This window comes from Methylobacterium dankookense (assembly GCF_902141855.1).
In the GTDB taxonomy this organism is placed as follows: domain Bacteria; phylum Pseudomonadota; class Alphaproteobacteria; order Rhizobiales; family Beijerinckiaceae; genus Methylobacterium; species Methylobacterium dankookense.
Window position 1 is genome coordinate 78,357 of record NZ_CABFVH010000016.1, and the last position, 21,778, is coordinate 100,134.

Consider the following 21,778-nt stretch of genomic DNA (forward strand, 5'->3'; position numbering starts at 1 on the left):
CCCAGACGATCACCCGCGCCCTGATGCGCCTCACCCCCGCGATCCTGCCCTTCGCGGATGCGGCGACGCCGGAACTCCCCATGGGCCGGCTCCTGCGGCTCGCCCTGTTCCAGGTCACGGTCGGCATGGCGGCGGTGCTGCTCATCGGCACGCTGAACCGCGTGATGATCGTGGAGCTCGGCGTGCAGGCCTCGGTGGTCGCGGTGATGCTGGCCCTGCCCCTGATCTTCGCGCCGCTGCGGGCGCTGGTTGGCTTCCGCTCGGACCGGCACCGCTCGGTGCTCGGCTGGCGGCGGGTTCCCTATCTCTGGTTCGGCACGCTGCTGCAGTTCGGCGGCCTCGCCATCATGCCCTTCGCCCTGCTGATCCTGTCGGGCGACACCACCGGCCCGCTCTGGGTCGGGCATGCGGCCGCCGCGCTCGCCTTCCTGCTGGTCGGGGCCGGGCTCCACACCGTGCAGACGGTGGGCCTCGCCCTCGCCACCGACCTCGCCCCGGCCGAGGCCCGGCCGCGGGTGGTGGCGCTGCTCTGCGCCATGCTGCTCGCCGGCATGATGGGCAGCGCCGTCGCCTTCGGGCTGCTGCTGACGCATTTCTCGGCCGTGCGGCTGATCCAGGTGATCCAGGGCGCGGCCCTCCTCACCATGGTCCTGAACGGCGTCGCGCTCTGGAAGCAGGAGCCGCGCGATCCCGGCCGTACCCGCACGGCGGTGCGGGGCCCGGGCTTCTCCGAATCCTGGCGCGGCTATGCCGGGCGCGGCCGGGCGCGGCGGCGGCTCTGGGCGATCGGGCTCGGCACGGCCGGCTTCTCCATGCAGGACGTCCTGCTCGAACCCTATGGCGGGCAGATCCTCAACCTCTCGGTGGCCGCCACCACCGCGCTCACCGCCATGCTGGCGGCGGGCGGCGGACTCGGCCTCTGGCTCGCGGCGCGCTGGCTCGCCCGCGGCGGCGACCCGTTCCGGGTGGCGGCGGCGGGCTGCGGCACCGGCATCCTCGCCTTCTCGGCGGTGATCTTCGCGAGCCCGCCCGATTCCGCCCGCCTCTTCGCGGCCGGCGTCACGCTGATCGGCCTCGGCGGCGGGGTGTTCGCCCCCGGCACGCTCACCGCCTCGATGGCGGCGGCGGGCCCGGAGGATACCGGCCTCGCGCTCGGCGCCTGGGGCGCGGCGCAGGCGAGCGCGGCGGGCGCGGCCATCGCCGCGGGCGGCCTGCTGCGCGACGGCGGCGCCGCCATCGCCCAGTCGGGCCTGCTCGGCGAGGGCATGAACGAGCCCGCCATCGGCTACCTCATCGTCTACCACGTGGAGATCGCGCTGCTCTTCGCGGCCCTCGTGGCGATCGGTCCCCTCGTCCGCGCGGAGGGCGTCGCCGACGCCCGCCTCGCCCAACGACCCGCCTGAGGAGGAACCCATGCCCCATGGCCTGCCGACCGGAGCGCTGACCGGCTACCTCGATGTGGCGCAGCTCACCCTCTACGCCTTCTGGCTCTTCTTCGCGGGCCTGGTCTTCTACCTGCGCCGCGAGGACCGCCGCGAGGGCTACCCGCTGGAGAACGAGGCGGTGGGGCGGCTCAAGAGCCCCGATCCCATCCTGATCCCGACGCCGAAGCATTTCCGGCTGTCGAGCGGCCACACCATGTACGCGCCGCAGACCAACGTCGCGCAGGACACGGCCATCCCGAGCCGCAAGGTCGAGCCCTGGCCGGGCGCCCCCTACGAGCGCACCGAGACCTCCCTCCAGGCCGGGGTCGGCCCCGGCTCCTGGGTGCCGCGCCACGACGAGCACGACCGCACCTGGGACGGGGAGAAGCGCATCGTGCCGCTGCGGGTGGCCGAGCATTTCGTGGTGCACGAGGACGGGCCGAACCCGATCGGCCGGCCGGTGCTGGGCGCCGACCGGGAGGCGGCGGGCACCGTCGTCGACCTCTGGGTCGACCGGGGCGAGAGCCTCGTGCGCTATTACGAGGTGGAATTGCCCGACGGCTCCCGCCGCCTGATGCCGGCCGCCTTCTGCCGCACGCCGCGGGGCGACGGCCCGGTCACCTCCGAGGCGCTGCTGGGCGCCCAGTTCGCCGAGATCCCGACGTCGCGCGACCCCGACTCGGTGACCCTGCTGGAGGAGGAGCGCATCGTCGCCTGTTTCGGCGCCGGCACGCTCTACGCCTCGCCCGCCCGCGCGGAGCCGCTGCTGTGAGCGCCCATTCCGACTTCCTGCCCGAGGGCACGCCGCGCGGCCTGCCCGGGCCCCTGCCTGCCGGCGAGCGCATCCTCTGGCAGGGCGCGCCGAGCGCGCGCGGCATCTGGCTGCGGGTGTTCCACGCGCCCCTCATCGCCCTGTGGTTCTCCGCCTGCGGGCTCGTCCTCGCCGCGATCTCGGAGAGCCCGGTCCGCACCCTGCTGCCGGTCGCGGCCGCGCTCGCCGCCGCCCTCGCCCTGCTCCGGCTCCTCGCCGTCGCCTGCCACCGCACCACGCTCTACACGGTGACCGACCGGCGCCTCGTGCTGCAGATCGGCATGGCGCTGCCCGTGACCTACAACCTGCCCTTCGCCGAGGTGGAGGGTGCGGGCCTGCACCTGTTCCGCGACGGCAGCGGCGACCTCGCCGTGCAACTGAAGCCGGGTCAGCGCATCGCCTATCTCCAGCTCTGGCCGCACGGCCGGCCCTGGCGGGTCTCGCGGCCGGAGCCGATGCTGCGCAGCCTGCCCGACGCCGCGGATGCCGCCGCGATCCTCGCCCGGGCGCTCACCCACCACCGCGACGGCGCCGGGGCGGCCCTGCCGGTGATCGTGGCGCGGCCTCAGGTCCAGGCGGCGCCCGGCCGCCTCGTGGCGGCGGAGTGAGCGCCATGGCCGCCCGGACCATCTCCCCCCTGATCGGGGCCGGCGCCCTCCTCGGCTTCACCCTGCTCGCGGTGGCCGCCGGGCGGGGCGCGCCGGCGACCCCCGAGCCGGAGGCCACCCCGGTCGCCGCGCTCGCCTTCCGCGCCGAGGACGAGGCCGATGGCGGGATCGCCCTGCGCGAGGCCGGCTCGGCGCGGCTCGTCGAGCGGATCCGCCCCGGCGCCGACGGCTTCGTGCGCGGGACCCTGCGCGGCCTCGCCCAGGCCCGCCAGCGCGAGGGGCTCGGCCCCGAGGAGCCCTTCCGCCTGCTGCGCTACGCCGACGGCAGCCTCGCCCTGCGCGACGACGCCACCGGCCGCCGCGTGGCCCTCGACGCCTTCGGCCGCACCAACGTCGCCGCCTTCGCGCGGCTCCTCGATACGGAGACACGCTGATGACCTTGCCGATGACTTGGCTGTCGCGAACGCAGGTCGAGGTGCCCTGCACCGTCGAGATCGAGCAGACCCCCGAGAGCCTGCACGCCCATGTCACGCTCGATGCCGGCTTCGAGATCGAGCCCGGCGACGCGGTGACCGTGCACGACGCGCCGGTCTCCGTCCCCTACGGCGAGCGCCTCGTCGTCCGCCGCAGCGCCACCGTCTCCCGCGCCTCCCGCCTGGAGCGCGCCTGGACCAAGCTGATCGCCCATCTCGAGCTGACCGAGCTCTACGAGGTGAGCTTTTCCGAGAGGAGGAGCCTGTGACCGCGCATCCGCACCCCGTCCCGACCCCCGCGCCGAAGACCCCGGTCAACGATTCGACCCGCGCCGCGCAGGAGACCACCTTCCTGTCGCCGCGCTTCTACACCACCGATTTCGCGGAGCTCGACCGCACCGACGTCGAGCCCGTCCGCGCCCAGTGGGACGCCTTGATCGCCGAATTGCGCTCCGATCCCAACAAGCGCCACTTCATCCGCAACGGAGAGTTCGACTGCGACCTCTCGCGGATGGAGCCGGAGCTCAGGAAGGAGTTCCTCGACTTCCTCGTCTCCTCGATCACCGCCGAGTTCTCGGGCTGCGTGCTCTACGCCGAGATGAAGAAGCGCGCCAAGAACAAGGACATCCGCGAGCTGTTCGGCTTCATGAGCCGCGACGAGGCCCGGCATGCCGGCTTCATCAACGACACGCTGAAGGATTTCGGCATCGGCGTCGATCTCGGCTTCCTGACGAAGACCAAGAAGTACACCTTCTTCCGGCCGAAGTTCATCTTCTACGCGACCTATCTCTCCGAGAAGATCGGCTATGCCCGCTACATCACCATCTTCCGCGAGCTGGAGCGCCACCCGGAGCGGCGCATCCATCCGATCTTCAAGTGGTTCGAGCTCTGGTGCAACGACGAGTTCCGCCACGGCGAGGCCTTCGCCCTGCTGATGCGCGCCAACCCGAAGCTGACGAGCGGGATCAACCGCTACTGGATCCGCTTCTTCCTGCTCGCGGTCTTCGCCACGATGTACGTGCGCGACCATCACCGCCCGGCCTTCCACAAGGCGCTCGGGGTCGACCCGACCGACTACGACTTCAAGGTCTTCCGCATCACCAGCGAGATCTCGAAGCAGACCTTCCCCGTCACCCTCGACCTCGACAGCCCGAAGTTCCGCGCCGGGCTCGACCGGCTGCTCGACTGCTCGCGGGGCATCGCGGCGGCGAAGGCGCGGGGCGGGCTCCTCGGCGCGCTCGGCCAGGGCCTCCACGCCGCCCGCGCCGCGCTCGCCTTCGCCCGGCTCTACGCCCTGCCGGTGCACGAGCACGCCATGCCCGCCGACATCCGCCTGCGGCCGGTCTGGTGAGCGGATGAGCGCGCTCGGGGCCCCCGCGCTCGCCGCGATCCTGCTCTGGTGGTCCTCCACCGGGCTGATCCTGGCGCTCGACCACCTGCCGCGGCGCACGCACCGCTGGAGCCTGGCGGGGGCCAGCCTGTGCCTCGGCCTCGCCCTCTGGGCGATCGCGGCGAGCGCGGGCGACCCGTCGGAGGCCGGCGCCTACACCGCCTTCGCGGCGGCGCTCGCGATCTGGGGCTGGCAGGAGATGGCCTATTACATGGGCTTCGTCTCCGGCCCGCGGCCCGTGGCCTGCGCGCCCGCCTTGCGCGGCCTCGACCGGTTCCTGGCCGCGCTCGCCACCAGCCTCTGGCACGAATTCGCCATCGTGGTCGGGGGGCTCGCGATCCTCTGCCTGGTCTGGGGCGCGCCGAACCGGGTGGCGCTGTGGACCTACGCGGTGCTCGTGGCGATGAACGCCTCGGCCCGGCTCAACCTCTATCTCGGGGTGCGCAACCTCCAGCTCGAATTCCTGCCGGAGCACCTGCGCTACCTCGCCTGCTACCTGCGCCAGCGGCCGATGAACGGGCTGTTCCCGCTCTCGGTGAGCCTCGGCACGGCGGCGGCGGTGCTGCTGGGGCAGGGGGCGCTCGCCGCCGAGCTGCCCCATGCCCGCATCGGCCTCGCCCTGGTGGCGACGCTGACCGCGCTCGCCGTGCTGGAGCACTGGCTCCTCATGCTGCCGCTGCCCGCCGCCGCCCTCTGGCGCTGGAGCCTGCCGAAGGCCGCCGCGGGCAAGGCCGGCTCAGCCGGGGAGGGGGCGTGATGCGGGGCGCCACGTTTTCCCTCCCCCCTCTGCGGGGGAGGGTGCCGAGCGGATGCGAGGCGGGAGAGGAGAGCGACGGTGCAGGACAGTGCTCGGCATCGACGCTGGGCCCTCACCGGCAAGCCGGGCTCCCCTCTCCCGCCCCCATCGGGGGCCACCCTCCCCCGCAGAGGGGGGAGGGAGGGCGACGTCGATGAAACAACCAACAGGGGAGGAACGGCCCATGGACTACGATGCCTTCTTCGGGTCCGAGATCGGGTCCCTGCGCCGCGAGGGCCGCTACCGCATCTTCACCGAGCTGGAGCGGCGGGCCGGGGCCTTCCCGCGGGCCACGCATCACCGCGCCGACGGCACGCACCCCGTCACGGTCTGGTGCTCCAACGACTATCTCGGCATGGGCCAGCACGAGGCCGTGCTCGCGGCCATGCACGCGGCGCTCGACCGCTGCGGCGCGGGGGCAGGGGGCACCCGCAACATCTCCGGCACCAACCACGAGCACGTGCTCCTCGAGCATGAGCTCGCCGACCTACACGGCAAGGAGGCGGCCCTGCTCTTCACCTCGGGCTACGTCTCGAACTGGGCGGCGCTCGGGACGCTCGCCTCCCGCCTGCCGCACTGCGCCGTGTTCTCGGATTCGGAGAACCACGCCTCGATGATCGAGGGCATCCGCGCGAGCCGGGCCGAGCGCCACATCTTCCGCCACAACGATCCCGGCGACCTCGACGCCAAGCTCCGGCTCGTCGATCCGGCCCGGCCCAAGCTCGTGGCCTTCGAGTCGGTCTATTCCATGGACGGCGACATCGCGCCGATCGCGGAGATCTGCGACGTGGCGGAGGCTCACGGCGCGCTCACCTATCTCGACGAGGTCCACGCGGTCGGCCTCTACGGCGCGCGCGGCGGCGGCATCTCCGAGCGCGACGGCGTCGCCCACCGCCTCGACGTGATCGAGGGCACCCTCGGCAAGGCCTTCGGCGTGCATGGGGGCTACATCACCGGCTCCGCGCGGCTCTGCGACTTCGTGCGCAGCTTCGCCTCGGGCTTCATCTTCACCACCTCGCTGCCCCCCGCGGTGGCGGCCGGCGCAGCGGCCAGCATCCGCCACCTCAAGGCGAGCGGGGCGGAGCGGGCGCGCCACCAGGACCGCGTCGCCCGCACCCGCGCGGCGCTGACGGCGGCGGGCATCCCGGTGCTCCCGAACGACAGCCACATCGTGCCGGTGATGGTCGGCGACCCCGTGCTCTGCAAGGCGATCTCCGACACCCTGCTCGACGAGTTCGCGATCTACGTGCAGCCGATCAACTATCCCACCGTGGCGCGCGGCACCGAGCGCCTGCGCATCACCCCCTCGCCGCTGCACACCGATGCCGACATCGCGCATCTGGTGGGCGCGCTCTCCGCGATCTGGGCGCGGATGGGCGTGGAGCGGAAGGCGGCGGAGTAGGGCGCAGCGGGTGCTCTCCTCCCCCTTGCGGGGGGGAGCCGGAGGTGGGGGTCGTGCAGGATGGAGCGGTGCGGTGCCTCCTGCACCACCCCCACCCCTGACCCCTCCCCGCAAGGGGGAGGGGAAGCCCGATCTGGATGGGAAGGGCGCAGATCTCGGGCTCGGCCGAGATCCGTGGAGAGAGGAGCGAGTCCCATGGACAGCGTGAGCGCACGGCGCCGGGAGCGCGAGCCGGAGACCGCGTCCGAACCCGTGGCCGCGCGGGAGCCCGCCCCCCGGAAGCCCGCCCCGATGGCCCGCACCCGGCCGGCCGTCTTCCCCTTCAGCGCCATCGTCGGCCAGGACGAGATGCGCCGGGCCCTGCTCGTCGCCGCGGTCGATCCGTCGATCGGCGGCGTGCTGGTGCTCGGCGACCGCGGCACGGGGAAATCCACCGCCATCCGGGCGCTCGCCGCCCTGCTGCCGCCGATGCGGGCTGTGGCCGGCTGCCCCTATGCCTGCGATCCGGACGGCCCGGCCGAATCCTGCCCCCACTGCGCGAAGGGCGCTTCGCGCCGGGCCGAGACGCGGCCGGTGCCGGTGGTGGACCTGCCGCTCGGCGCCACCGAGGACCGCGTCGTCGGCGCCCTCGACCTGGAGCGGGCGCTGACCCGCGGCAAGAAGGCGTTCGAGCCGGGGCTGCTGGCCCGCGCCAACCGCGGCTTCCTCTACATCGACGAGGTCAACCTGCTGGACGACCACCTCGTGGACTTGCTCCTCGACGTGGCGGCCTCAGGCATCAACACGGTGGAGCGCGAGGGCCTGTCGCTGCGCCACCCGGCCCGCTTCGTCCTCGTCGGCTCCGGCAACCCGGAGGAGGGGGAATTGCGCCCGCAGCTCCTCGACCGGTTCGGCCTCGCCTGCGCGGTGGAGACCCCCACCGACATCGCGACCCGCATCGCCGTGGTGCGCGCCCGCGACGCCTTCGAGCGCGACCCCGCCGGGTTCTGCGCCCGGCACGCCGAGGCGGAAGCCGAGGTGCGGGAGAAGATCCTGGCGGGGCGGGCCCGGCTCGGCGCGGTCGCGGTGCCGGACGCCGCCCTGGAGCGCGCCGCCCGGCTCTGCCTCGCGCTCGGCACCGACGGCTTGCGCGGCGAGCTGACCCTGATGCGCGCCGCCCGCGCGCTCGCCGCCCTCGACGGCGCGACGACGGTCACGGACGACCACCTCACCCGCATCGCCCCCGCCGCCTTGCGCCACCGCCTGCGCCGCAACCCCCTCGACGAGACCGGCTCGGGCGCCCGCGTGGCCCGGGCCGTGGCCGAGGTCTTCGGGGGATGAGCGGGCCGAACCCCTCACAGGACCCGCGACAGGCCCCCTCTCCCGTTCGGGAGAGGGCTGGGGTGAGGGATGAGAACGGTCAGGATGGGGCGCGCCGGTCCGTGCCGGGCCTCCCCTCCCCACAGATCTCGGGGCTTGCCCGAGATCTGCCCTTGTCTGTCCAGATCGGGCAGGCCCGATCTGGATGGGGAGGAGCCGGAGGTGGGGGTGGCGCAGGATCGGACGTCGCGGTGCCGTCTGCACCACCCCCACCCCTGACCCCTCCCCGCAAGGGGGAGGGGAGGCCGCGAACAACCGTTCCGATCACTCCGACATCGTATGAGGACGCGCCGGACAGAGCACAGCAGGGCTGCGGCTCCCGCGAGCCCTTTCCTGCCCCTTCTCGGCCCTCTCCCGACGGACCTCGGGCCCGCCCGAATTCCGCATTCGAGGGCCCAAATCGGGCAGGCCCGGCTTGGGCGGAGAGGGGACCCGCGCCAGATCCTGAAGCCGTCTCATCCGATGGGGCAGGGGACTCCCCCTGGGCCACGGCCCTCCGCGTCGCCGCGCTCCTCGCCACGGACCCGCACGGGCTCGGCGGCGTGGTGGTGCGGGCCGGGGCCGGGCCGGTGCGGGAACGCTGGCTCGATGCCCTGCGCGCCGCCCTCGGCGACCGCCCCTGGCGGCGCCTGCCGCCCGGCACCGGCGACGCCCGGCTGATCGGCGGCCTCGACCTGCCCGCGACCCTGGCCGCCGGTCGCCCGGTGACCGCCCGCGGCCTGCTCGCCGAGGCGGATGGCGGCGTCGTGGTGGTGCCGATGGCCGAGCGCCTGGACCCGGGCACGGCCGCCCGCCTCGCCGCCGTGCTCGATACCGGCGCGGTCGCCCTGGAGCGCGACGGCCTTGCCGCCCGCCACCCGGCCCGGATCGGCCTCGTCCTCCTCGACGAAGGCGGCCCGGACGAGGCGGTGCCCGAAGCCCTCGCCGACCGCATCGCCTTCCGGATCGATCTCAACGGGATCGGGCTGGGAGATCTGGGCGACGGGCGAAGCCTGGAGGCCGGGCACGCGCAGGACCGGGCTCCGAGCACCTGTCTACCGGCACCATCCCAGTCTCCCCCTCATCCTGAGGGGGTTGGGTGGGATGATGCGGGTCCCGGCGGCTCACCCCTCTCCCGGACGGGGGAGGGGGCATGTCACGCTTCGCACCCGGAGCCGGAACCCGGGTGCGCCACTCATCCCGATCCCGCCGCCGATCCCGCCGCCGACCCCGTCGCCGCCCTCTGCACCGCCGCCGCCGCCCTCGGCATCGCCTCGCCGCGGGCGCCGCTCCTGGCCCTGCGGGTGGCGCGCGCCGTCGCGGGGGCCCCATCCGACCTGCGACCTCATCCTGAGGTGCCGCGCCAGCGGCCTCGAAGGAGGCCTCCCGGGATCGCGGAGGCTTCTGGAGACCTCCTTCGAGGCTGCTTCGCAGCACCGCAGGATGAGGTCGAAGGGTGGGATCGGCCGGGGATCCCGCGAGGCCTTTCCGCCGTGCCCGGAGACGCGCCGGGCACGGCGGCGCTGACCGAGGCGGCCCGCCTCGTCCTGGCGCACCGCGCCACCTGCCTGCCCGCCCCGGAGCAGGCGCCGCAGGACGTGCCGGACGACGCGCCCGAGCCGGAATCCGCCGAGACTCCTGAGGCGCCCGAGGATCCCGGCCACGCGTCGGAGCCCCCCGACGACGTGGTGCTCGCCGCCGCGCGCGCGGCGATCCCGCCGGACCTGCTCGCCCGGCTCGCCGCCGGGACGCCCGTCTCCGGCCCGCGGGCCGGGCGCTTCGGGGCGGCGAAGGCCGATCCGCGCGGCGGCCGGCCCGCGGGGGCGCGGCCGGGCGACCCGCGCCGGGGCCGGCTCGACCTCGTCGCGACGCTCCGCGCCGCCATCCCCTGGCAGCGCCTGCGGCAGGGTGCGCACCCAAGCGCGCGGCCGATCCGCATCCGCGCGGAGGCCCTGCGCATCCGCCGGCTGGTGCGCGCGCCCGAGCCCACCACGATCTTCTGCGTCGATGCCTCGGGCTCGGCGGCGCGGGAGCGGCTGGCCGAGGCCAAGGGCGCCGTCGAGCTGATGCTGGGCGAGGCCTATGCCCGCCGCGACCGCGTCGCGCTGGTGGCCTTCCGCGGCGCGGGGGCCGAGCTCGTGCTGCCGCCGACCCGGGCGCTGGCCCGGGCCCGGCGCGACCTCGCGGGGCTGCCCGGGGGCGGGGGCACGCCGCTCGCCGCCGGGCTCGACGCCGCCGCCGCCCTCGCCACCCAGATCCGCAGGGGCGGGGGCCGCCCGGTCGTGGTGGTGCTCACCGACGGGCGCGCCAACGTCGCCCGCTCCGGCGCGGGCGGCCGCGCCCAGGCCGGCGCGGAGGCGGAATCCGCGGCGCGAGGCCTGCGCGGCCTCGGGATCCCGGTTCTCGTCCTCGACACGGGCGCGCGCGGGGAGGGGGCCCGGGCCCTGGCCCAGGCCGCCGGCGCCCTCTACCGCGCCCTGCCGCAGGCCGATCCGGAGACGCTGCGCGAAGCCGCGCGGACGCTCCACCCGTGAGCGGCTTCTTCGACGAGGACCGGCCGCTCTGGTCGCGGGAGGGCCGCGACTGGCCGCACCGCGCGGCGAGCCGCTTCGTGACAGCCGCGGGCCTCACCTGGCACCTGCAGGAATTCGGCGCCGCCGACGCCCCGGTGCTCCTGCTCCTGCACGGCACCGGCGCCTCGACCCATTCCTTCCGGGCGCTCGCGCCGCTGCTCGCCGAGGCATACCGCGTGCTGGTGCCGGACCTGCCCGGCCACGGCTTCACCGATCCGCTGCCGCCGGGGCGGCTCTCGCTGCCGGGCATGGCGGCGGCGCTGGCCGCCCTGCTGCGGGCGGAGGGCGCCGCGCCGCGGATCGTCGTCGGCCATTCCGCGGGCGCGGCGATCCTCGCCCGGATGTGCCTCGACGGGGCGATCGCGCCGGCCCGCCTCGTCGCGATCAACGGCGCGCTCTCGCCCTTCCCCGGGGCCGGCAGCCTGCTCTTCCCGGTGATGGCGCGGATGCTGTTCCTCAACCCGCTCACCCCGAAGCTCTTCGCCTGGAGCGCCGACACCGCCGCCGTCGAGCGGCTGATCGCCGGCACCGGCTCGCGCCTCGACGCGGCGGGGGTCGCCCAGTACCGGCGCCTGTTCGCGCGGGCCGGCCATGTCCGCGGGGCGCTCGGCATGATGGCGAACTGGGACCTCGCCGCCCTCGACCGCGACCTCGGCCGGCTCGCGGTGCCGACCCTCCTCATCGTCGGCGACCGGGACCGGGCGATCCGCCCCGACGACGCCCTCGCGCTCCGCGACCGCCTGCCCGACGCCCGGGTCGAGCGGATCGGCGGCCTCGGCCACCTCGCGCACGAGGAGGATCCCGAGCGCGTCGCCCGCCTCATCCGCGACGAGGCGGCACGCGGCGCCTGACGAGGCCGGCCTCAAGGCGCGCCGGGCTCCGCCTCGAAGCCGCGACGAGGCGAGAGAAGTGCTTGCGCGGCGGCAAACCCGGCCTTACTGTCAACTCATGTTGACACTGGCCGACAAGACCGGTTCACAGATCGACGCCGATCCGCGGCCCCATGCCGTGGTGATCGGCTCCGGCTTCGGGGGGCTCGCCGCGGCGGTGCGGCTCGGCGCCCGCGGCTACCGCGTCACGGTGCTGGAGCGGCTGGACCAGCCCGGCGGCCGCGCCCGGGTCCACCGCCAGGACGGCTTCACGTTCGATGCCGGCCCCACCATCGTCACCGCGCCCTTCCTGCTGGAGGAGCTCTGGCGCCTCGCCGGGCGGCGGCTCGCCGACGACGTCGCCCTCGTGCCGATGGATCCGTTCTACAAGATCCGCTTCGACGACGGCGCGACCTTCGCCTATTCCGGCGACCCGGCCCGGATGCGGGCGGAGGTGGCGCGGATCGCACCCGGCGACGTCGACGGCTACGAGCGCTTCATGGCCTTCAGCCGCGAGGTCTGCCGCATCGGCTTCGAGGAGCTCGGCCACGTCCCCTTCGGCAGCGTCGGCAGCATGCTGCGCATCGCCCCGGACCTCATCCGCCTCTCCGGCCACCGCTCCCTGCATGCCGTGGTGGCGCGCTTCATCCGCGACCCGCGCCTGCGCACGGTGTTCAGCTTCCACCCGCTGCTGATCGGCGGCAACCCGTTCCGGGCGAGCGCGCTCTACGGGCTGATCGCCCATCTGGAGCGGGAATGGGGCGTCCACTTCGCCATGGGCGGCACGGGGCGCCTCGTGGACGGGCTCGTCGGGCTGATCGAGGCCCAGGGCGGGGCGGTCCGCTGCGGCGCCGAGGTCGCGCGGATCACGGTCGCGGGCGGGCGCGCCACCGGCGTGGCGCTCGCCGACAGCACGGAGGTCCCCGCCGCCATCACCGTCTCGAACGCCGATTCCGCCTATACCTACGGCACCTTGCTCGCGGGCGGCAGCCGCCGCTGGACCCCGCGCCGCCTCGCCCGGGCCCGCTCCTCGATGGGTCTGTTCGTCTGGTATTTCGGCACGCGCCGGAAGTATCCGCAGGTCGAGCACCACACGATCCTGCTCGGCCCCCGCTACCGCGAGCTCCTCGCCGACATCTTCGACCGGAAGCGGCTCGCCGAGGACATGAGCCTCTACCTGCACCGCCCGACCGCGACCGACCCGCTGCTGGCGCCGGAAGGCTGCGACGCCTTCTACGTGCTCTCCCCCGTGCCGAACCTCGCCGGGGGCCAGGACTGGGCCGACCTCGCCGAGCCCTACCGCCGCCGCGTCCAGGCCCGGCTCGAGGCGACGCTGCTGCCCGGCCTCTCCGACGCCCTCGTCACCTCGCGGGTGACGACGCCGCAGGATTTCGCCGACGACTTCCTCAGCGTGCGCGGCTCCGGCTTCGGCCTGGAGCCGATCCTCACCCAGTCCGCCTGGTTCCGCCCGCACAACCGCTCCGAGGCGGTGGAGAACCTCTTCCTCGTCGGGGCCGGCACCCATCCGGGCGCGGGCCTGCCCGGCGTCCTCTCCTCGGCCCGCATCCTCGATTCCGTGGTGCCCGATGCACGCTCCTGCGCAGACCGTTCCGCACGCCGCGCCCACTGACCATGCGGCCTGCCGCGCGGCGATCCGCGCCGGCTCGAAGAGCTTCTACGCGGCCTCGCTGCTGCTGCCGGCGCGGGTGCGCCGCCCGGCCTACGGGCTCTACGCCTTCTGCCGCTGCGCCGACGACGCGGTGGACGAGATCCGCGGCCCCGCCCGCCGCCGCGCCGCGGTGGAGGGCCTCGCCGCGCGCCTCGCCCGCGCCTATGCCGGGTACCCCGCCGACGGCCCGGCCGACCGGGCGCTCGCCGACGTGGTGGCGGAGCACGCGATCCCCGAGGCGCTGCCCCGCGCCCTCCTCGAAGGGCTCGCCTGGGACGCGGAGGGCCGCCGCTACGCGGACCTGCCGGCGCTCACCGCCTACGCCGCCCGCGTCGCCGGCACGGTCGGGGCGATGATGACCCTGATCATGGGCCGGCGCGCGCCGGAGGTGCTGGCCCGGGCCTGCGACCTCGGCGTCGCGATGCAATTCACCAATATCGCCCGCGACGTGGGCGAGGATGCGCGTGCCGGCCGCCTCTACCTGCCGCTCGCCTGGATGGCGGAGGCGGGGCTCGATCCGGACGCCTTCCTCGCCGCCCCCGCCCACGATGCGGCGCTCGCCGGCATCGTCGCGCGGCTCCTCGCCGAGGCCGACCGGCTCTACGCCCGGGCCGAATCCGGGATCGCGGCGCTTCCCGCCGATTGCCGCCCGGCGATCCGCGCGGCCGGGCTGATCTATGCCGGGATCGGCCATGCCGTGGCCGGGAACGGCCACGACGCGATCTCCCGCCGCGCCCGGGTCGGGACGGCGCGCAAGCTCGCCCTGCTGGCCCGCGCCGCCGCCCCAGGATTTTCCGCTCCGGGATTCCCTGCCCTGGGCCCTGCCGCCTCCGGCCTCACCGCGCCGGCGCTGCCGGCCACCGCCTTCCTGGTCGAGGCCGTGCCCCAGTTCGCGGCTCCGCACGGGCCGGCGCGGGCGCTCCCGGCCTGGTGGAACCTGCGCGGCCAGGCGCTGCACGTCCTCGACCTGATCGAGACCTGGGAGACCCGCGACGCCCGCCGCACCGCGCTGCCGTGAGGGATCCGAAAGGAGAGCGGGCTCCCTCCCCACCCAACTCGGGCCTGCCCGACTTGGGCACCTGGGTGCGGATCTCGGGCAGGCCCGAGATCCTGCGGGAGAGGGCAGCGTGAGGGTCGAGAATTTTCAGGATGGGGGCTCCGCAGGAGCCGCTTCACCGTCGCGGTCTCAGACGATTTCGGATCGATCGGAACGGCCGCTCGCGGGTCCCCTCCCCCTTGCGGGGAGGGGTCAGGGGTGGGGGTGGTGCAGGAGGCACCGCTCCATCCTGCACGACCCCCACCTCCGGCTCCTCCCCATCCAGATCGGGCTTGCCCGATCTGGACAGACAAGGGCAGATCTCGGGCAAGCCCCGAGATCTGTGGGGAGGAGAGGCCCGGCGCGGACCGGCGCGCTCCATCCTGACCGTTCTCATCCCTCACCCCAACCCTCTCCCGCACGGGAGAGGGGGCTTGTCGCACCGCCTGCGCGCGTCCTGAACCGTCGCTTCCTCACCCGACCCGATCTCGCAGGGGAGAGAGGAAAGGCGCCCCGCCTCACCCCAGCGCCCGCGGCATCCGGAAGGGCAGCATGAAGCGCACCAGCGGGTGGGTGAGGCGCGTCAGCGACAGGCTTTCGTGGACCGGGCGCACGCGCTCGCCGCCGATCTGCGCCGCGAGCACGGAGCGGGCGTAGAAGGGCGTGTCCTCGAAGGTGCGCACCACCTCGGCCCGGCCGTCGTCGCTGCGGGTGGCACGGGGCATGCGCCAGAGGCGCGTCGGCGGCAACGGGGCGGGGAGGGGCGGGCGGATCTCGCGGCGGCTGCCGTCGCGGGCGAAGCGGAGCGAGAGGTTCTGGCCGCTGCCGTCGCGGCGGCGCACGTCGTAGAGGATCGCCGCGCCGTCCGAGAGGTCGGCCCGGCACCAGGTCCAGTCGGTGAAGGCGTCCTCCAGGGCCTCGTCCCCCGCATTGGTGTCGAGATAGCCGGTGCCGCGCCAGCGCAAAGCCGGCTCGTCGAGCTCGACCTCGACGCGGGCGGAGGGCGCGATCGGCCACCAGCGGTGACGGCCCGCCCCGTCCAGGGTGAAGGGGCCCGCGGTGATGCCCTCCGGATAGAGCCGCACCGTGCCGCGGATCGGCCGCGGGATCGGGGCCGCGCGCTCGTCGATGCGCACGGTGAGCGCGCTGCCGTCCCAGGCCAGCGCGCTCGGGCCGATGGCGAGATGGGCCGCGCCCCGGTCGAGGGCGCGCGCGCCCCGCTCGGTCAGCGCGAAGCGGCTCGGGCCGCCGTAGAGCGCCACGTTGAGGGCGCAATGCGCGTATGGATCGCGCGCGCGGTCGAGGGCGTAGTAGGTCGAGAAGACCGAGCCGATGAAGGCGATGAGCGTGAGCCCCTGGCGCCCGTCCTCGCTCAGCGCGTCGACATACCACCAGGCATAGCCGCCCCGCGCCACCGGGACGTCGAAGCGCGGTCCGCGAGGTCCCGGAGCAGGGCCTGCGCCGCCAGCCGGCCCGACTGCGCCGCCATCGGCACCCCCGGGCCCGGATGGACGCTCCCCCCCGCGAGATAGAGGCCGGGCAAAGCCGTCCGCGCCGCCGGGCGCTGGAACGTCGCCGTCGACCCGCGCGAGGCGCGGCCGTAGAGCGCCCCCCTCGTCCCCGGGAACAGCCTCGCGAACTCCGCCGGGCCGGTCGTCACCGGCGGATCCGCATCCGTCAGGCTCAGGCCGTTGCGGGCGAGCTTGCCGCGCAGATTCGTCACGCATCTCTCGATCTCCTGCGGGGAGGGGCGCTCCGGCCCGTCGGCCGGGGCGTTGACGAGGAGGAGCAGGCGCTCGGGGCCCGCGGGCGCGGCAGCCTCGTCGCGGTCCTGCGCGCAGACGTAGATCGTCGGATCCTCCGGCAGGCTCCGCCCGCGCAGGATCGCGTCGAACTCCGCCCGGTAGTCGCGGGAGAAGAACACCGTGTGGTGGGCCAGCGGAAAGCCCGCGGCCGTCGCCCGGGCGCAGACCGTCACCGCCGAGAGCGAGCGCTCGGACGCCGCCAGGCGCTCGCCGGGAGGCGCCGCCGCCTGCCCGAGGAGCCCGGCCCCGAGGGCGGCCGCGTCGGCGTTGCAGATCACCGCCTCGGCGGGCAGGCGCTCGCCATCGGCGAGGTCGAGGCCGGCGACGCGCCCGCGCTCGACCGCGATGCCGCGGACCTCGGTGCCGTAACGCAGGCGGGCGCCGCGCGCCGCGGCGAGGTCGGCCACCGCCCGGGCGAGCGCGCTCAGGCCCCCGGCGACGCTCCAGACCCCGGCCTGCTCCACATGGGCGACGAGCATCAGCGTGGCCGGCGCCTCGAAGGGCGAGGAGCCGCAATAGGTGGCGTAGCGCCCGAAGAGCTGGCGCAGGCGCGGATCGCGGAAATCCTCGCCGAGCGCCGACCACAGCGTGGCGAAGGGCTGGATCCGCCAGAGCCGCGGCAGGCCGAAGGGCCCGACCCGCAGCGCGAGATCGAGAGCCGTGGGCCGGTCGGCCCGGATGAAGGGGCCTTCCAGAGTCTCGTAGACCTCGGCCGCCCGGGCGCAGAAGCGGCGATAGCCCTCGGCCTCGCGCGCCCCGGCGAAGGCGTGGATGGCCTCGGCGGATTCCGCGACATCGGCGAAGAGGTCGAGGGTGCCGCCCGCCTCCCAGGCATGGCGGGCGAGGAGCCGCGCGGGGGTGAGGGCGACATGCGCGTCGAGGCTGGCGCCGCACTCGGCGAAGACCTCGTCGAGCACCCAGCGCATGGTGAAGACGGTGGGCCCCGCCTCGATCGCGGCCGGCCCGACGGGGAGGGCGCGCATCTTGCCGCCGGGGGCGGGCGCGCGCTCCAGCACGGTGACGTCGAGCCCCGCATGGGCGAGGCGGAGCGCCGCCACCAGCCCCCCGATCCCGGCGCCGATCACCGCGACGCGCATGGGCGTGCTCATGGGGAACTCATGGGGAACTCATGGGCGTGCGGATCCGGTCGGATCGCCACCACGGGCCATCTCGAATGCGGGATCGCGGGGAAGCGATCGCGACGTCCTCTCCCTTCGAACCTGCCCGAGCACAAAGCGTCTCTCGACGAAGGCGCGGGTCCCCTTTCCCGAACGGGAGAGGGGGCGCGTCGCGAGTCCTGCGGGCGTCCGGATCCCGTTCCTTTCTCCCCTACGGAGCGGGGAGCGAGCGAGCGCGGCCCCGATGCATGGACGAGCCCGCAATGCGGCTTCCAGCCCCCCTCGGACCGTGCGGGCTTCCCGCATGTCCCGCCCTCCCTCGGCCGGTCCGTGAACCGGTGCCGCAGATCCGGCTTGATCCGCAGCCCGAGCAATGTCACTCTAAAATGACACAGTCAATGTCATTTCCAATAGACATGGAGCTGCGTCATGGACCCCGGATACCGGATCGAGACAGCCCTCGACATCGCCGTCTCCTGCGCGGAAGCCCCCGGAGCCCCGCCTCACCTGGCCGAGGCGATTCGCTATGCTGTCTTCCCAGGTGGACACCGGATCCGTCCGAGGCTCTGCCTCGCGGTGGCCCGGGCCTGCGGCGACGACGATCCCGGGGCGGCCGACGCGGCGGCGGCGGCCATCGAGCTCCTGCACTGCGCCTCCCTGGTCCATGACGACCTGCCCTGCTTCGACGACGCGCCCCTGCGCCGGGGCAAGCCCGCGGTGCACGTGGCCTACGGGCCGGCGCTCGCCGTGCTCACCGGCGACGCGCTGATCGTGGCCGCCTTCGAGACCCTGGCCCGCGGCGCCGCGCGGCGGCCGAGCCGGCTCGCGAGCCTCGTCGGGCTGATCGCCCGGGCGGTGGGCTCGCCCGCCGGCATCGTGGCGGGGCAGGCCTGGGGATCGGAGCCCTACGTGGCGCTGTCCGACTACCAGCAAGCCAAGACCGGGGCGCTCTTCGCCGCGGCCACCGTGGCCGGCGCCGCCGCGGCGGGGGCCCGGCCGCTGCCCTGGCGTCTGCTCGGCGAATGCCTCGGCGAGGCCTACCAGGTCGCCGACGACCTGCGCGACGTCGCCTGCCGTCAGGAGGAGATCGGCAAGCCGGTGGGCCGCGACGTCACCCTCGGGCGGCCGAACGCCGCCGCGCTCCTCGGCACCGGCGGGGCGCTGGCGCGGCTGGAGCGCCTCTCGGCCGAGGCCGTCGCGGTGATCCCGGACTGCCCCGGCGCGGAGGCGTTGCGGGCCGAGATCGAGGCGCAGACGCGGCTGTTCCTGCCCGCTTCCTTGCGCGCCCCGGCCGGCGGATGAGCGCCGGGGCCGGGCCCGCGCCGCCCGTGAGCCTCTGGGCCGGCTGGCGCGAGCGGGTCCGGGCGTGGCGCAACGCCTGCGTCGCGAGCCCGGCCTTCCAGCGCTGGGCGGCGGGCTTCCCGCCGACCCGGCGGCTCGCGCAGGCCAATACCCGGGCCCTGTTCGATCTCTGCGCCGGCTTCGTCTACGCACAGGTGCTGTTCGCCTGCGTCGAGCTCGACCTGTTCCGGGTCCTCGCCGCCGGCCCGCAGGGCGCGGAGGCCCTGGCGCGGCGCCTCGGCCTGCCGCCGGAGCGGATGGGCACGCTCCTGCGCGCGGCCGCCTCCCTCGACCTGCTGCGGGCGCTGCCGGACGGGCGCTTCGCGCTCGCCGATCTCGGCGCGGCGCTGCTCGGCAACCCGGCCGTGGCGCGCATGATCGAGCATCACGCCCTGCTCTATGCCGACCTCGCCGACCCGGTGGCGCTGCTGCGCGGGGAGGGGGGGCCGACGCGGCTCGCCCGCTACTGGCCCTATGCCGGCAGGCCGGCGCCGGACGGCCTCGAGGCGGAATCGGTGGCGCCTTACGGCGGCCTCATGGCCGCCTCGCAGGCGCTGATCGCCGCCGACGTGGCCGAGGCCTACCCGCTGCACCGGCACCGGCAGCTCCTCGATGTCGGGGGCGGGGAGGGGGCCTTCCTCACGGCGGTCGCCCCGCGGGCGCCGGCCTTGCGGCTCGCCCTGTTCGACCTGCCGGCGGTGGCCGCGCGCGCCGCGACGCGGCTGGAGGAGGCGGGCCTCGGCCACCGCGCCGCCTGCCACGGCGGCAGCTTCCACCGCGATCCCCTGCCCCGGGGGGCCGATTGCGCCACCCTGGTGCGCGTCCTCCACGACCACGACGACGGGCCGGCGCTGGCCCTGCTCCGGGCGATCCGCGACGCGCTGCCGCCGGGGGGCACGCTCCTCGTCGCCGAGCCGATGGCCGGCACGCGCGGGGCCGAGCCGGTCGGGGACGCGTATTTCGGCTTCTACCTGCTCGCCATGGGCAGCGGCCGCCCCCGCACGGCGGCCGAGATCGGCGGCCTGCTCCGCGAGGCCGGCTTCCACGCCATCGCCGAGCGCCGCACCCGGCGCCCCCTCCTCGTCCGCCTGATCCGGGCGCGACGCGCCTGATGTTTGTTAATTAGAGTTGACGTTTCAAAGTGTCATTCTAGAATGACAGTACCGATCCAGATCGGTCACAGACGCGGAAGATCCGAATCATGGACACCCTCGCCGTCGTCCTGGAAAAACCCGAGCACCTCGCGCTCAACCGCCTGGCGCTCAACCCGGCCGGCCCCACGGACGCCGTCGTGGCGGTGACGTGGAGCGGGATCAGCACCGGCACCGAGCGCCTGCTCTGGTCGGGCCGGATGCCGCCCTTCCCCGGCCTCGGCTATCCCCTCGTCCCGGGCTACGAATCGGTGGGCACCGTCGTCGACGCCCCGTCCGAATCGGGCCTCCTCCCGGGACAGAGCGTGTTCGTGCCGGGCGCCCGCTGCTTCGGCCCGGTCCACGGCCTGTTCGGCGGCGCGGCCTCGCATCTCGTGGTGCCGGCGGCGCGCCTCGTGCCGGTCGATCCCGATCTCGGCGAGCGGGCCTGCCTGATCGCGCTCGCGGCCACCGCCTTCCACGCCCTCGGGCGCCTCGACCCGGGCGAGCGCCCCCTCATCGTCGGGCACGGCGTGCTCGGGCGGCTGCTCGCCCGGCTCACCCTGCTCGCCGGCGCCGAGCCCGTCGTCTGGGAAAGGGATCCCCGCCGGGCGGCGGGTGCGGCGGGCTACGCCGTCCATGCGCCGGAGGACGATCCCCGCACCGACTACGCCCGCATCACCGATGTCAGCGGCGATTCCGCCGGCCTCGACAGGCTGATCGCGCGGCTCGCCCGTGGCGGCGAGATCGTGCTCGCGGGCTTCTACGAGGCGCCCCTGTCCTTCGCCTTCCCGCCCGCCTTCGCGCGCGAGGCGCGGATCCGGGTCGCGGCGGAATGGCGGCCGGCCGACCTCGCCGCGGTGAACGCCCTCGTGAGCGACGGGCGCCTGTCCCTCGACGGCCTGATCACCCACCGCGTGCCGGCGGAGCAGGCGGCGGATGCCTACCGCATCGCCTTCAGCGACCCGGCCTGCCTGAAGATGGTCCTCGACTGGAGAGCCTGTTCATGAACCTGCACCTGAACACGGCGGCCCTGCGCGCGGAAGCGGCGGTCGAGCCGGATGCGCCCGTGACCGGGCCGGTCAAGCGCGAGACGCAGATCATCGCGATCTACGGCAAGGGCGGCATCGGCAAGTCGTTCACGCTCGCCAACCTCTCCTACATGATGGCGCGCCAGGGCAAGAAGGTGCTCCTCATCGGCTGCGACCCGAAGAGCGACACCACCTCGCTCCTCTTCGGCGGCCGGGCCTGCCCGACCATCATCGAGACCTCGACGCGCAAGAAGCTCGCGGGCGAGCAGGTCGCCATCGGCGACGTCTGCTTCAAGCGCGGCGGCGTCTTCGCGATGGAGCTCGGCGGCCCCGAGGTCGGGCGCGGCTGCGGCGGGCGCGGCATCATCCACGGCTTCGAGCTCCTGGAGAAGCTCGGCTTCCACGAATGGGGCTTCGACTACGTCCTGCTCGATTTCCTCGGCGACGTGGTCTGCGGCGGCTTCGGCCTGCCGATCGCCCGGGACATGTGCCAGAAGGTCATCGTCGTCGGCTCGAACGACCTGCAATCGCTCTACGTCGCCAACAACGTCTGCTCGGCGGTCGAGTATTTCCGCAAGCTCGGCGGCAATGTCGGCGTCGGCGGCCTCGTCATCAACAAGGACGACGGCACCGGCGAGGCGCAGGCCTTCGCGGAGTCGGTCGGCATCCCGGTTCTGGCCGCGATCCCCGCCGACGAGGACATCCGCCGCAAGAGCGCGAACTACGAGATCGTGGCCGAGCCGGACGGGCGCTGGGGCCCGCTCTTCGCGGCGCTCGCCGAGAATGTCGGGGCCGCCGCACCGCACCAGCCGACGCCGCTCGGCCAGGACGGGCTCCTCGGCCTGTTCAAGGGCAGCGCGGTCGGCCGCGACGTGGTGCTGGAGCCCGCGACCATGGCCGACATGTGCGGGGTCGAGCCCGCCGTGAAGCCCTCCCTCGAAGTGATCTACGACGAGGGCTGAAG

The 21,778-nt window shown here is 74.7% G+C and carries 19 protein-coding genes and 1 pseudogene; 17 read left to right on the forward strand and 3 right to left on the reverse strand.

Annotation, left to right across the window (positions count from 1 at the left end; all coding sequences use genetic code 11):
- Positions 1-23: 23 nt before the first annotated feature.
- From MTDSW087_RS14055 to bchI, 9 genes are all read left to right on the forward strand, one after another.
- Positions 24-1,403, forward strand: a complete 1,380-nt coding sequence (locus MTDSW087_RS14055; protein ID WP_144764923.1) for a BCD family MFS transporter — start codon at positions 24-26, stop codon at positions 1,401-1,403.
- 22 nt (positions 1,404-1,425) lie between these two features.
- On the forward strand, positions 1,426-2,196 hold the full coding sequence (puhA, locus tag MTDSW087_RS14060; RefSeq protein WP_144764921.1) for a photosynthetic reaction center subunit H: 771 nt from the start codon (positions 1,426-1,428) through the stop codon (positions 2,194-2,196).
- On the forward strand, positions 2,193-2,843 hold the full coding sequence (puhB, locus tag MTDSW087_RS14065) for a photosynthetic complex putative assembly protein PuhB (RefSeq protein WP_144764860.1): 651 nt from the start codon (positions 2,193-2,195) through the stop codon (positions 2,841-2,843). The genes puhA and puhB overlap by 4 nt, the downstream gene beginning before the upstream one ends.
- A 5-nt stretch (positions 2,844-2,848) precedes the next feature.
- Positions 2,849-3,277 carry a photosynthetic complex assembly protein PuhC gene (puhC, locus tag MTDSW087_RS14070; RefSeq protein ID WP_144764861.1) on the forward strand — a complete coding sequence of 143 codons (429 nt, stop codon included), beginning with the start codon at positions 2,849-2,851 and terminating at the stop codon, positions 3,275-3,277.
- Complete coding sequence (locus MTDSW087_RS14075; protein ID WP_373321931.1) at positions 3,277-3,585, forward strand: hypothetical protein; 309 nt, start codon at positions 3,277-3,279, stop codon at positions 3,583-3,585. Before puhC ends, MTDSW087_RS14075 begins: the two co-directional genes overlap by 1 nt.
- On the forward strand, positions 3,582-4,667 hold the full coding sequence (gene acsF, locus MTDSW087_RS14080; RefSeq protein ID WP_144764863.1) for a magnesium-protoporphyrin IX monomethyl ester (oxidative) cyclase: 1,086 nt from the start codon (positions 3,582-3,584) through the stop codon (positions 4,665-4,667). Before MTDSW087_RS14075 ends, acsF begins: the two co-directional genes overlap by 4 nt.
- Before the next feature lie 4 nt (positions 4,668-4,671).
- Positions 4,672-5,463 (forward strand): putative photosynthetic complex assembly protein PuhE, encoded by a 792-nt coding sequence (puhE, locus tag MTDSW087_RS14085; protein ID WP_144764865.1) that lies wholly within the window; start codon positions 4,672-4,674, stop codon positions 5,461-5,463.
- A gap of 223 nt (positions 5,464-5,686) precedes the next feature.
- The gene (hemA, locus tag MTDSW087_RS14090) at positions 5,687-6,904 is read left to right on the forward strand and encodes a 5-aminolevulinate synthase (RefSeq protein WP_144764867.1); all 1,218 of its coding nucleotides are present in this window, start codon (positions 5,687-5,689) and stop codon (positions 6,902-6,904) included.
- Between the two features lie 291 nt (positions 6,905-7,195).
- Entirely contained in the window at positions 7,196-8,224 is a 1,029-nt protein-coding gene (gene bchI, locus MTDSW087_RS14095) for a magnesium chelatase ATPase subunit I (protein WP_238178871.1), read from the forward strand.
- Positions 8,225-8,718: 494 nt separating this feature from the next.
- Here bchI and MTDSW087_RS31570 read toward each other — a convergent pair whose 3' ends face one another.
- The gene (locus tag MTDSW087_RS31570) at positions 8,719-9,270 is read right to left on the reverse strand and encodes a hypothetical protein (protein WP_483403748.1); all 552 of its coding nucleotides are present in this window, start codon (positions 9,268-9,270) and stop codon (positions 8,719-8,721) included.
- 474 nt (positions 9,271-9,744) lie between these two features.
- Between MTDSW087_RS31570 and MTDSW087_RS31575 the strand changes: the two are divergent.
- From MTDSW087_RS31575 to MTDSW087_RS14115, 4 genes and pseudogenes are all read left to right on the forward strand, one after another.
- Positions 9,745-10,776: pseudogene (locus MTDSW087_RS31575) on the forward strand (VWA domain-containing protein); the annotation flags it as partial.
- Complete coding sequence (gene bchO / locus MTDSW087_RS14105) at positions 10,773-11,666, forward strand: alpha/beta fold hydrolase BchO (RefSeq protein WP_144764871.1); 894 nt, start codon at positions 10,773-10,775, stop codon at positions 11,664-11,666. The pseudogene MTDSW087_RS31575 and the gene bchO, both read left to right, overlap by 4 nt.
- A gap of 97 nt (positions 11,667-11,763) precedes the next feature.
- On the forward strand, positions 11,764-13,314 hold the full coding sequence (locus MTDSW087_RS14110) for a phytoene desaturase (RefSeq protein ID WP_144764873.1): 1,551 nt from the start codon (positions 11,764-11,766) through the stop codon (positions 13,312-13,314).
- On the forward strand, positions 13,271-14,371 hold the full coding sequence (locus MTDSW087_RS14115; RefSeq protein ID WP_144764875.1) for a phytoene/squalene synthase family protein: 1,101 nt from the start codon (positions 13,271-13,273) through the stop codon (positions 14,369-14,371). Before MTDSW087_RS14110 ends, MTDSW087_RS14115 begins: the two co-directional genes overlap by 44 nt.
- A gap of 536 nt (positions 14,372-14,907) precedes the next feature.
- On the opposite strand, the gene MTDSW087_RS14120 is transcribed toward MTDSW087_RS14115, so the two are convergent.
- Entirely contained in the window at positions 14,908-15,804 is an 897-nt protein-coding gene (locus MTDSW087_RS14120; RefSeq protein ID WP_186383845.1) for a carotenoid 1,2-hydratase, read from the reverse strand.
- Positions 15,762-17,303 carry a 1-hydroxycarotenoid 3,4-desaturase CrtD gene (crtD, locus tag MTDSW087_RS14125; protein ID WP_144764877.1) on the reverse strand — a complete coding sequence of 514 codons (1,542 nt, stop codon included), beginning with the start codon at positions 17,301-17,303 and terminating at the stop codon, positions 15,762-15,764. The genes MTDSW087_RS14120 and crtD overlap by 43 nt, the downstream gene beginning before the upstream one ends.
- Before the next feature lie 438 nt (positions 17,304-17,741).
- On the opposite strand from crtD, the gene MTDSW087_RS14130 reads away from it, so the two are divergent.
- The 4 genes from MTDSW087_RS14130 to MTDSW087_RS14145 all read left to right on the forward strand — a co-directional run bounded on the left by MTDSW087_RS14130 (position 17,742) and on the right by MTDSW087_RS14145 (position 21,776).
- Complete coding sequence (locus MTDSW087_RS14130) at positions 17,742-18,614, forward strand: polyprenyl synthetase family protein (RefSeq protein ID WP_144764879.1); 873 nt, start codon at positions 17,742-17,744, stop codon at positions 18,612-18,614.
- On the forward strand, positions 18,611-19,765 hold the full coding sequence (locus MTDSW087_RS14135; protein ID WP_144764881.1) for a methyltransferase: 1,155 nt from the start codon (positions 18,611-18,613) through the stop codon (positions 19,763-19,765). The genes MTDSW087_RS14130 and MTDSW087_RS14135 overlap by 4 nt, the downstream gene beginning before the upstream one ends.
- An 89-nt stretch (positions 19,766-19,854) precedes the next feature.
- Complete coding sequence (gene bchC, locus MTDSW087_RS14140; RefSeq protein WP_144764883.1) at positions 19,855-20,793, forward strand: chlorophyll synthesis pathway protein BchC; 939 nt, start codon at positions 19,855-19,857, stop codon at positions 20,791-20,793.
- Positions 20,790-21,776 carry a chlorophyllide a reductase iron protein subunit X gene (locus MTDSW087_RS14145; protein WP_144764885.1) on the forward strand — a complete coding sequence of 329 codons (987 nt, stop codon included), beginning with the start codon at positions 20,790-20,792 and terminating at the stop codon, positions 21,774-21,776. Before bchC ends, MTDSW087_RS14145 begins: the two co-directional genes overlap by 4 nt.
- The last annotated feature ends 2 nt before the right edge of the window (positions 21,777-21,778 follow it).

Excerpts from the sequence above, each read along its gene's own strand:
- MTDSW087_RS14055 (WP_144764923.1), top strand. The coding sequence starts at position 24 with ATGCGCCTCACCCCCGCGATCCTGCCCTTCGCGGATGCGGCGACGCCG.
- puhC (WP_144764861.1), top strand. The coding sequence starts at position 2,849 with ATGGCCGCCCGGACCATCTCCCCCCTGATCGGGGCCGGCGCCCTCCTC.
- MTDSW087_RS14075 (WP_373321931.1), top strand. The coding sequence starts at position 3,277 with ATGACCTTGCCGATGACTTGGCTGTCGCGAACGCAGGTCGAGGTGCCC.
- puhE (WP_144764865.1), top strand. The coding sequence starts at position 4,672 with ATGAGCGCGCTCGGGGCCCCCGCGCTCGCCGCGATCCTGCTCTGGTGG.
- hemA (WP_144764867.1), top strand. The coding sequence starts at position 5,687 with ATGGACTACGATGCCTTCTTCGGGTCCGAGATCGGGTCCCTGCGCCGC.
- bchI (WP_238178871.1), top strand. The coding sequence starts at position 7,196 with ATGGCCCGCACCCGGCCGGCCGTCTTCCCCTTCAGCGCCATCGTCGGC.
- MTDSW087_RS14110 (WP_144764873.1), top strand. The coding sequence starts at position 11,764 with ATGTTGACACTGGCCGACAAGACCGGTTCACAGATCGACGCCGATCCG.
- MTDSW087_RS14115 (WP_144764875.1), top strand. The coding sequence starts at position 13,271 with ATGCACGCTCCTGCGCAGACCGTTCCGCACGCCGCGCCCACTGACCAT.
- crtD (WP_144764877.1), bottom strand. The coding sequence starts at position 17,303 with ATGAGCACGCCCATGCGCGTCGCGGTGATCGGCGCCGGGATCGGGGGG.
- MTDSW087_RS14130 (WP_144764879.1), top strand. The coding sequence starts at position 17,742 with ATGGACCCCGGATACCGGATCGAGACAGCCCTCGACATCGCCGTCTCC.
- MTDSW087_RS14135 (WP_144764881.1), top strand. The coding sequence starts at position 18,611 with ATGAGCGCCGGGGCCGGGCCCGCGCCGCCCGTGAGCCTCTGGGCCGGC.
- bchC (WP_144764883.1), top strand. The coding sequence starts at position 19,855 with ATGGACACCCTCGCCGTCGTCCTGGAAAAACCCGAGCACCTCGCGCTC.
- MTDSW087_RS14145 (WP_144764885.1), top strand. The coding sequence starts at position 20,790 with ATGAACCTGCACCTGAACACGGCGGCCCTGCGCGCGGAAGCGGCGGTC.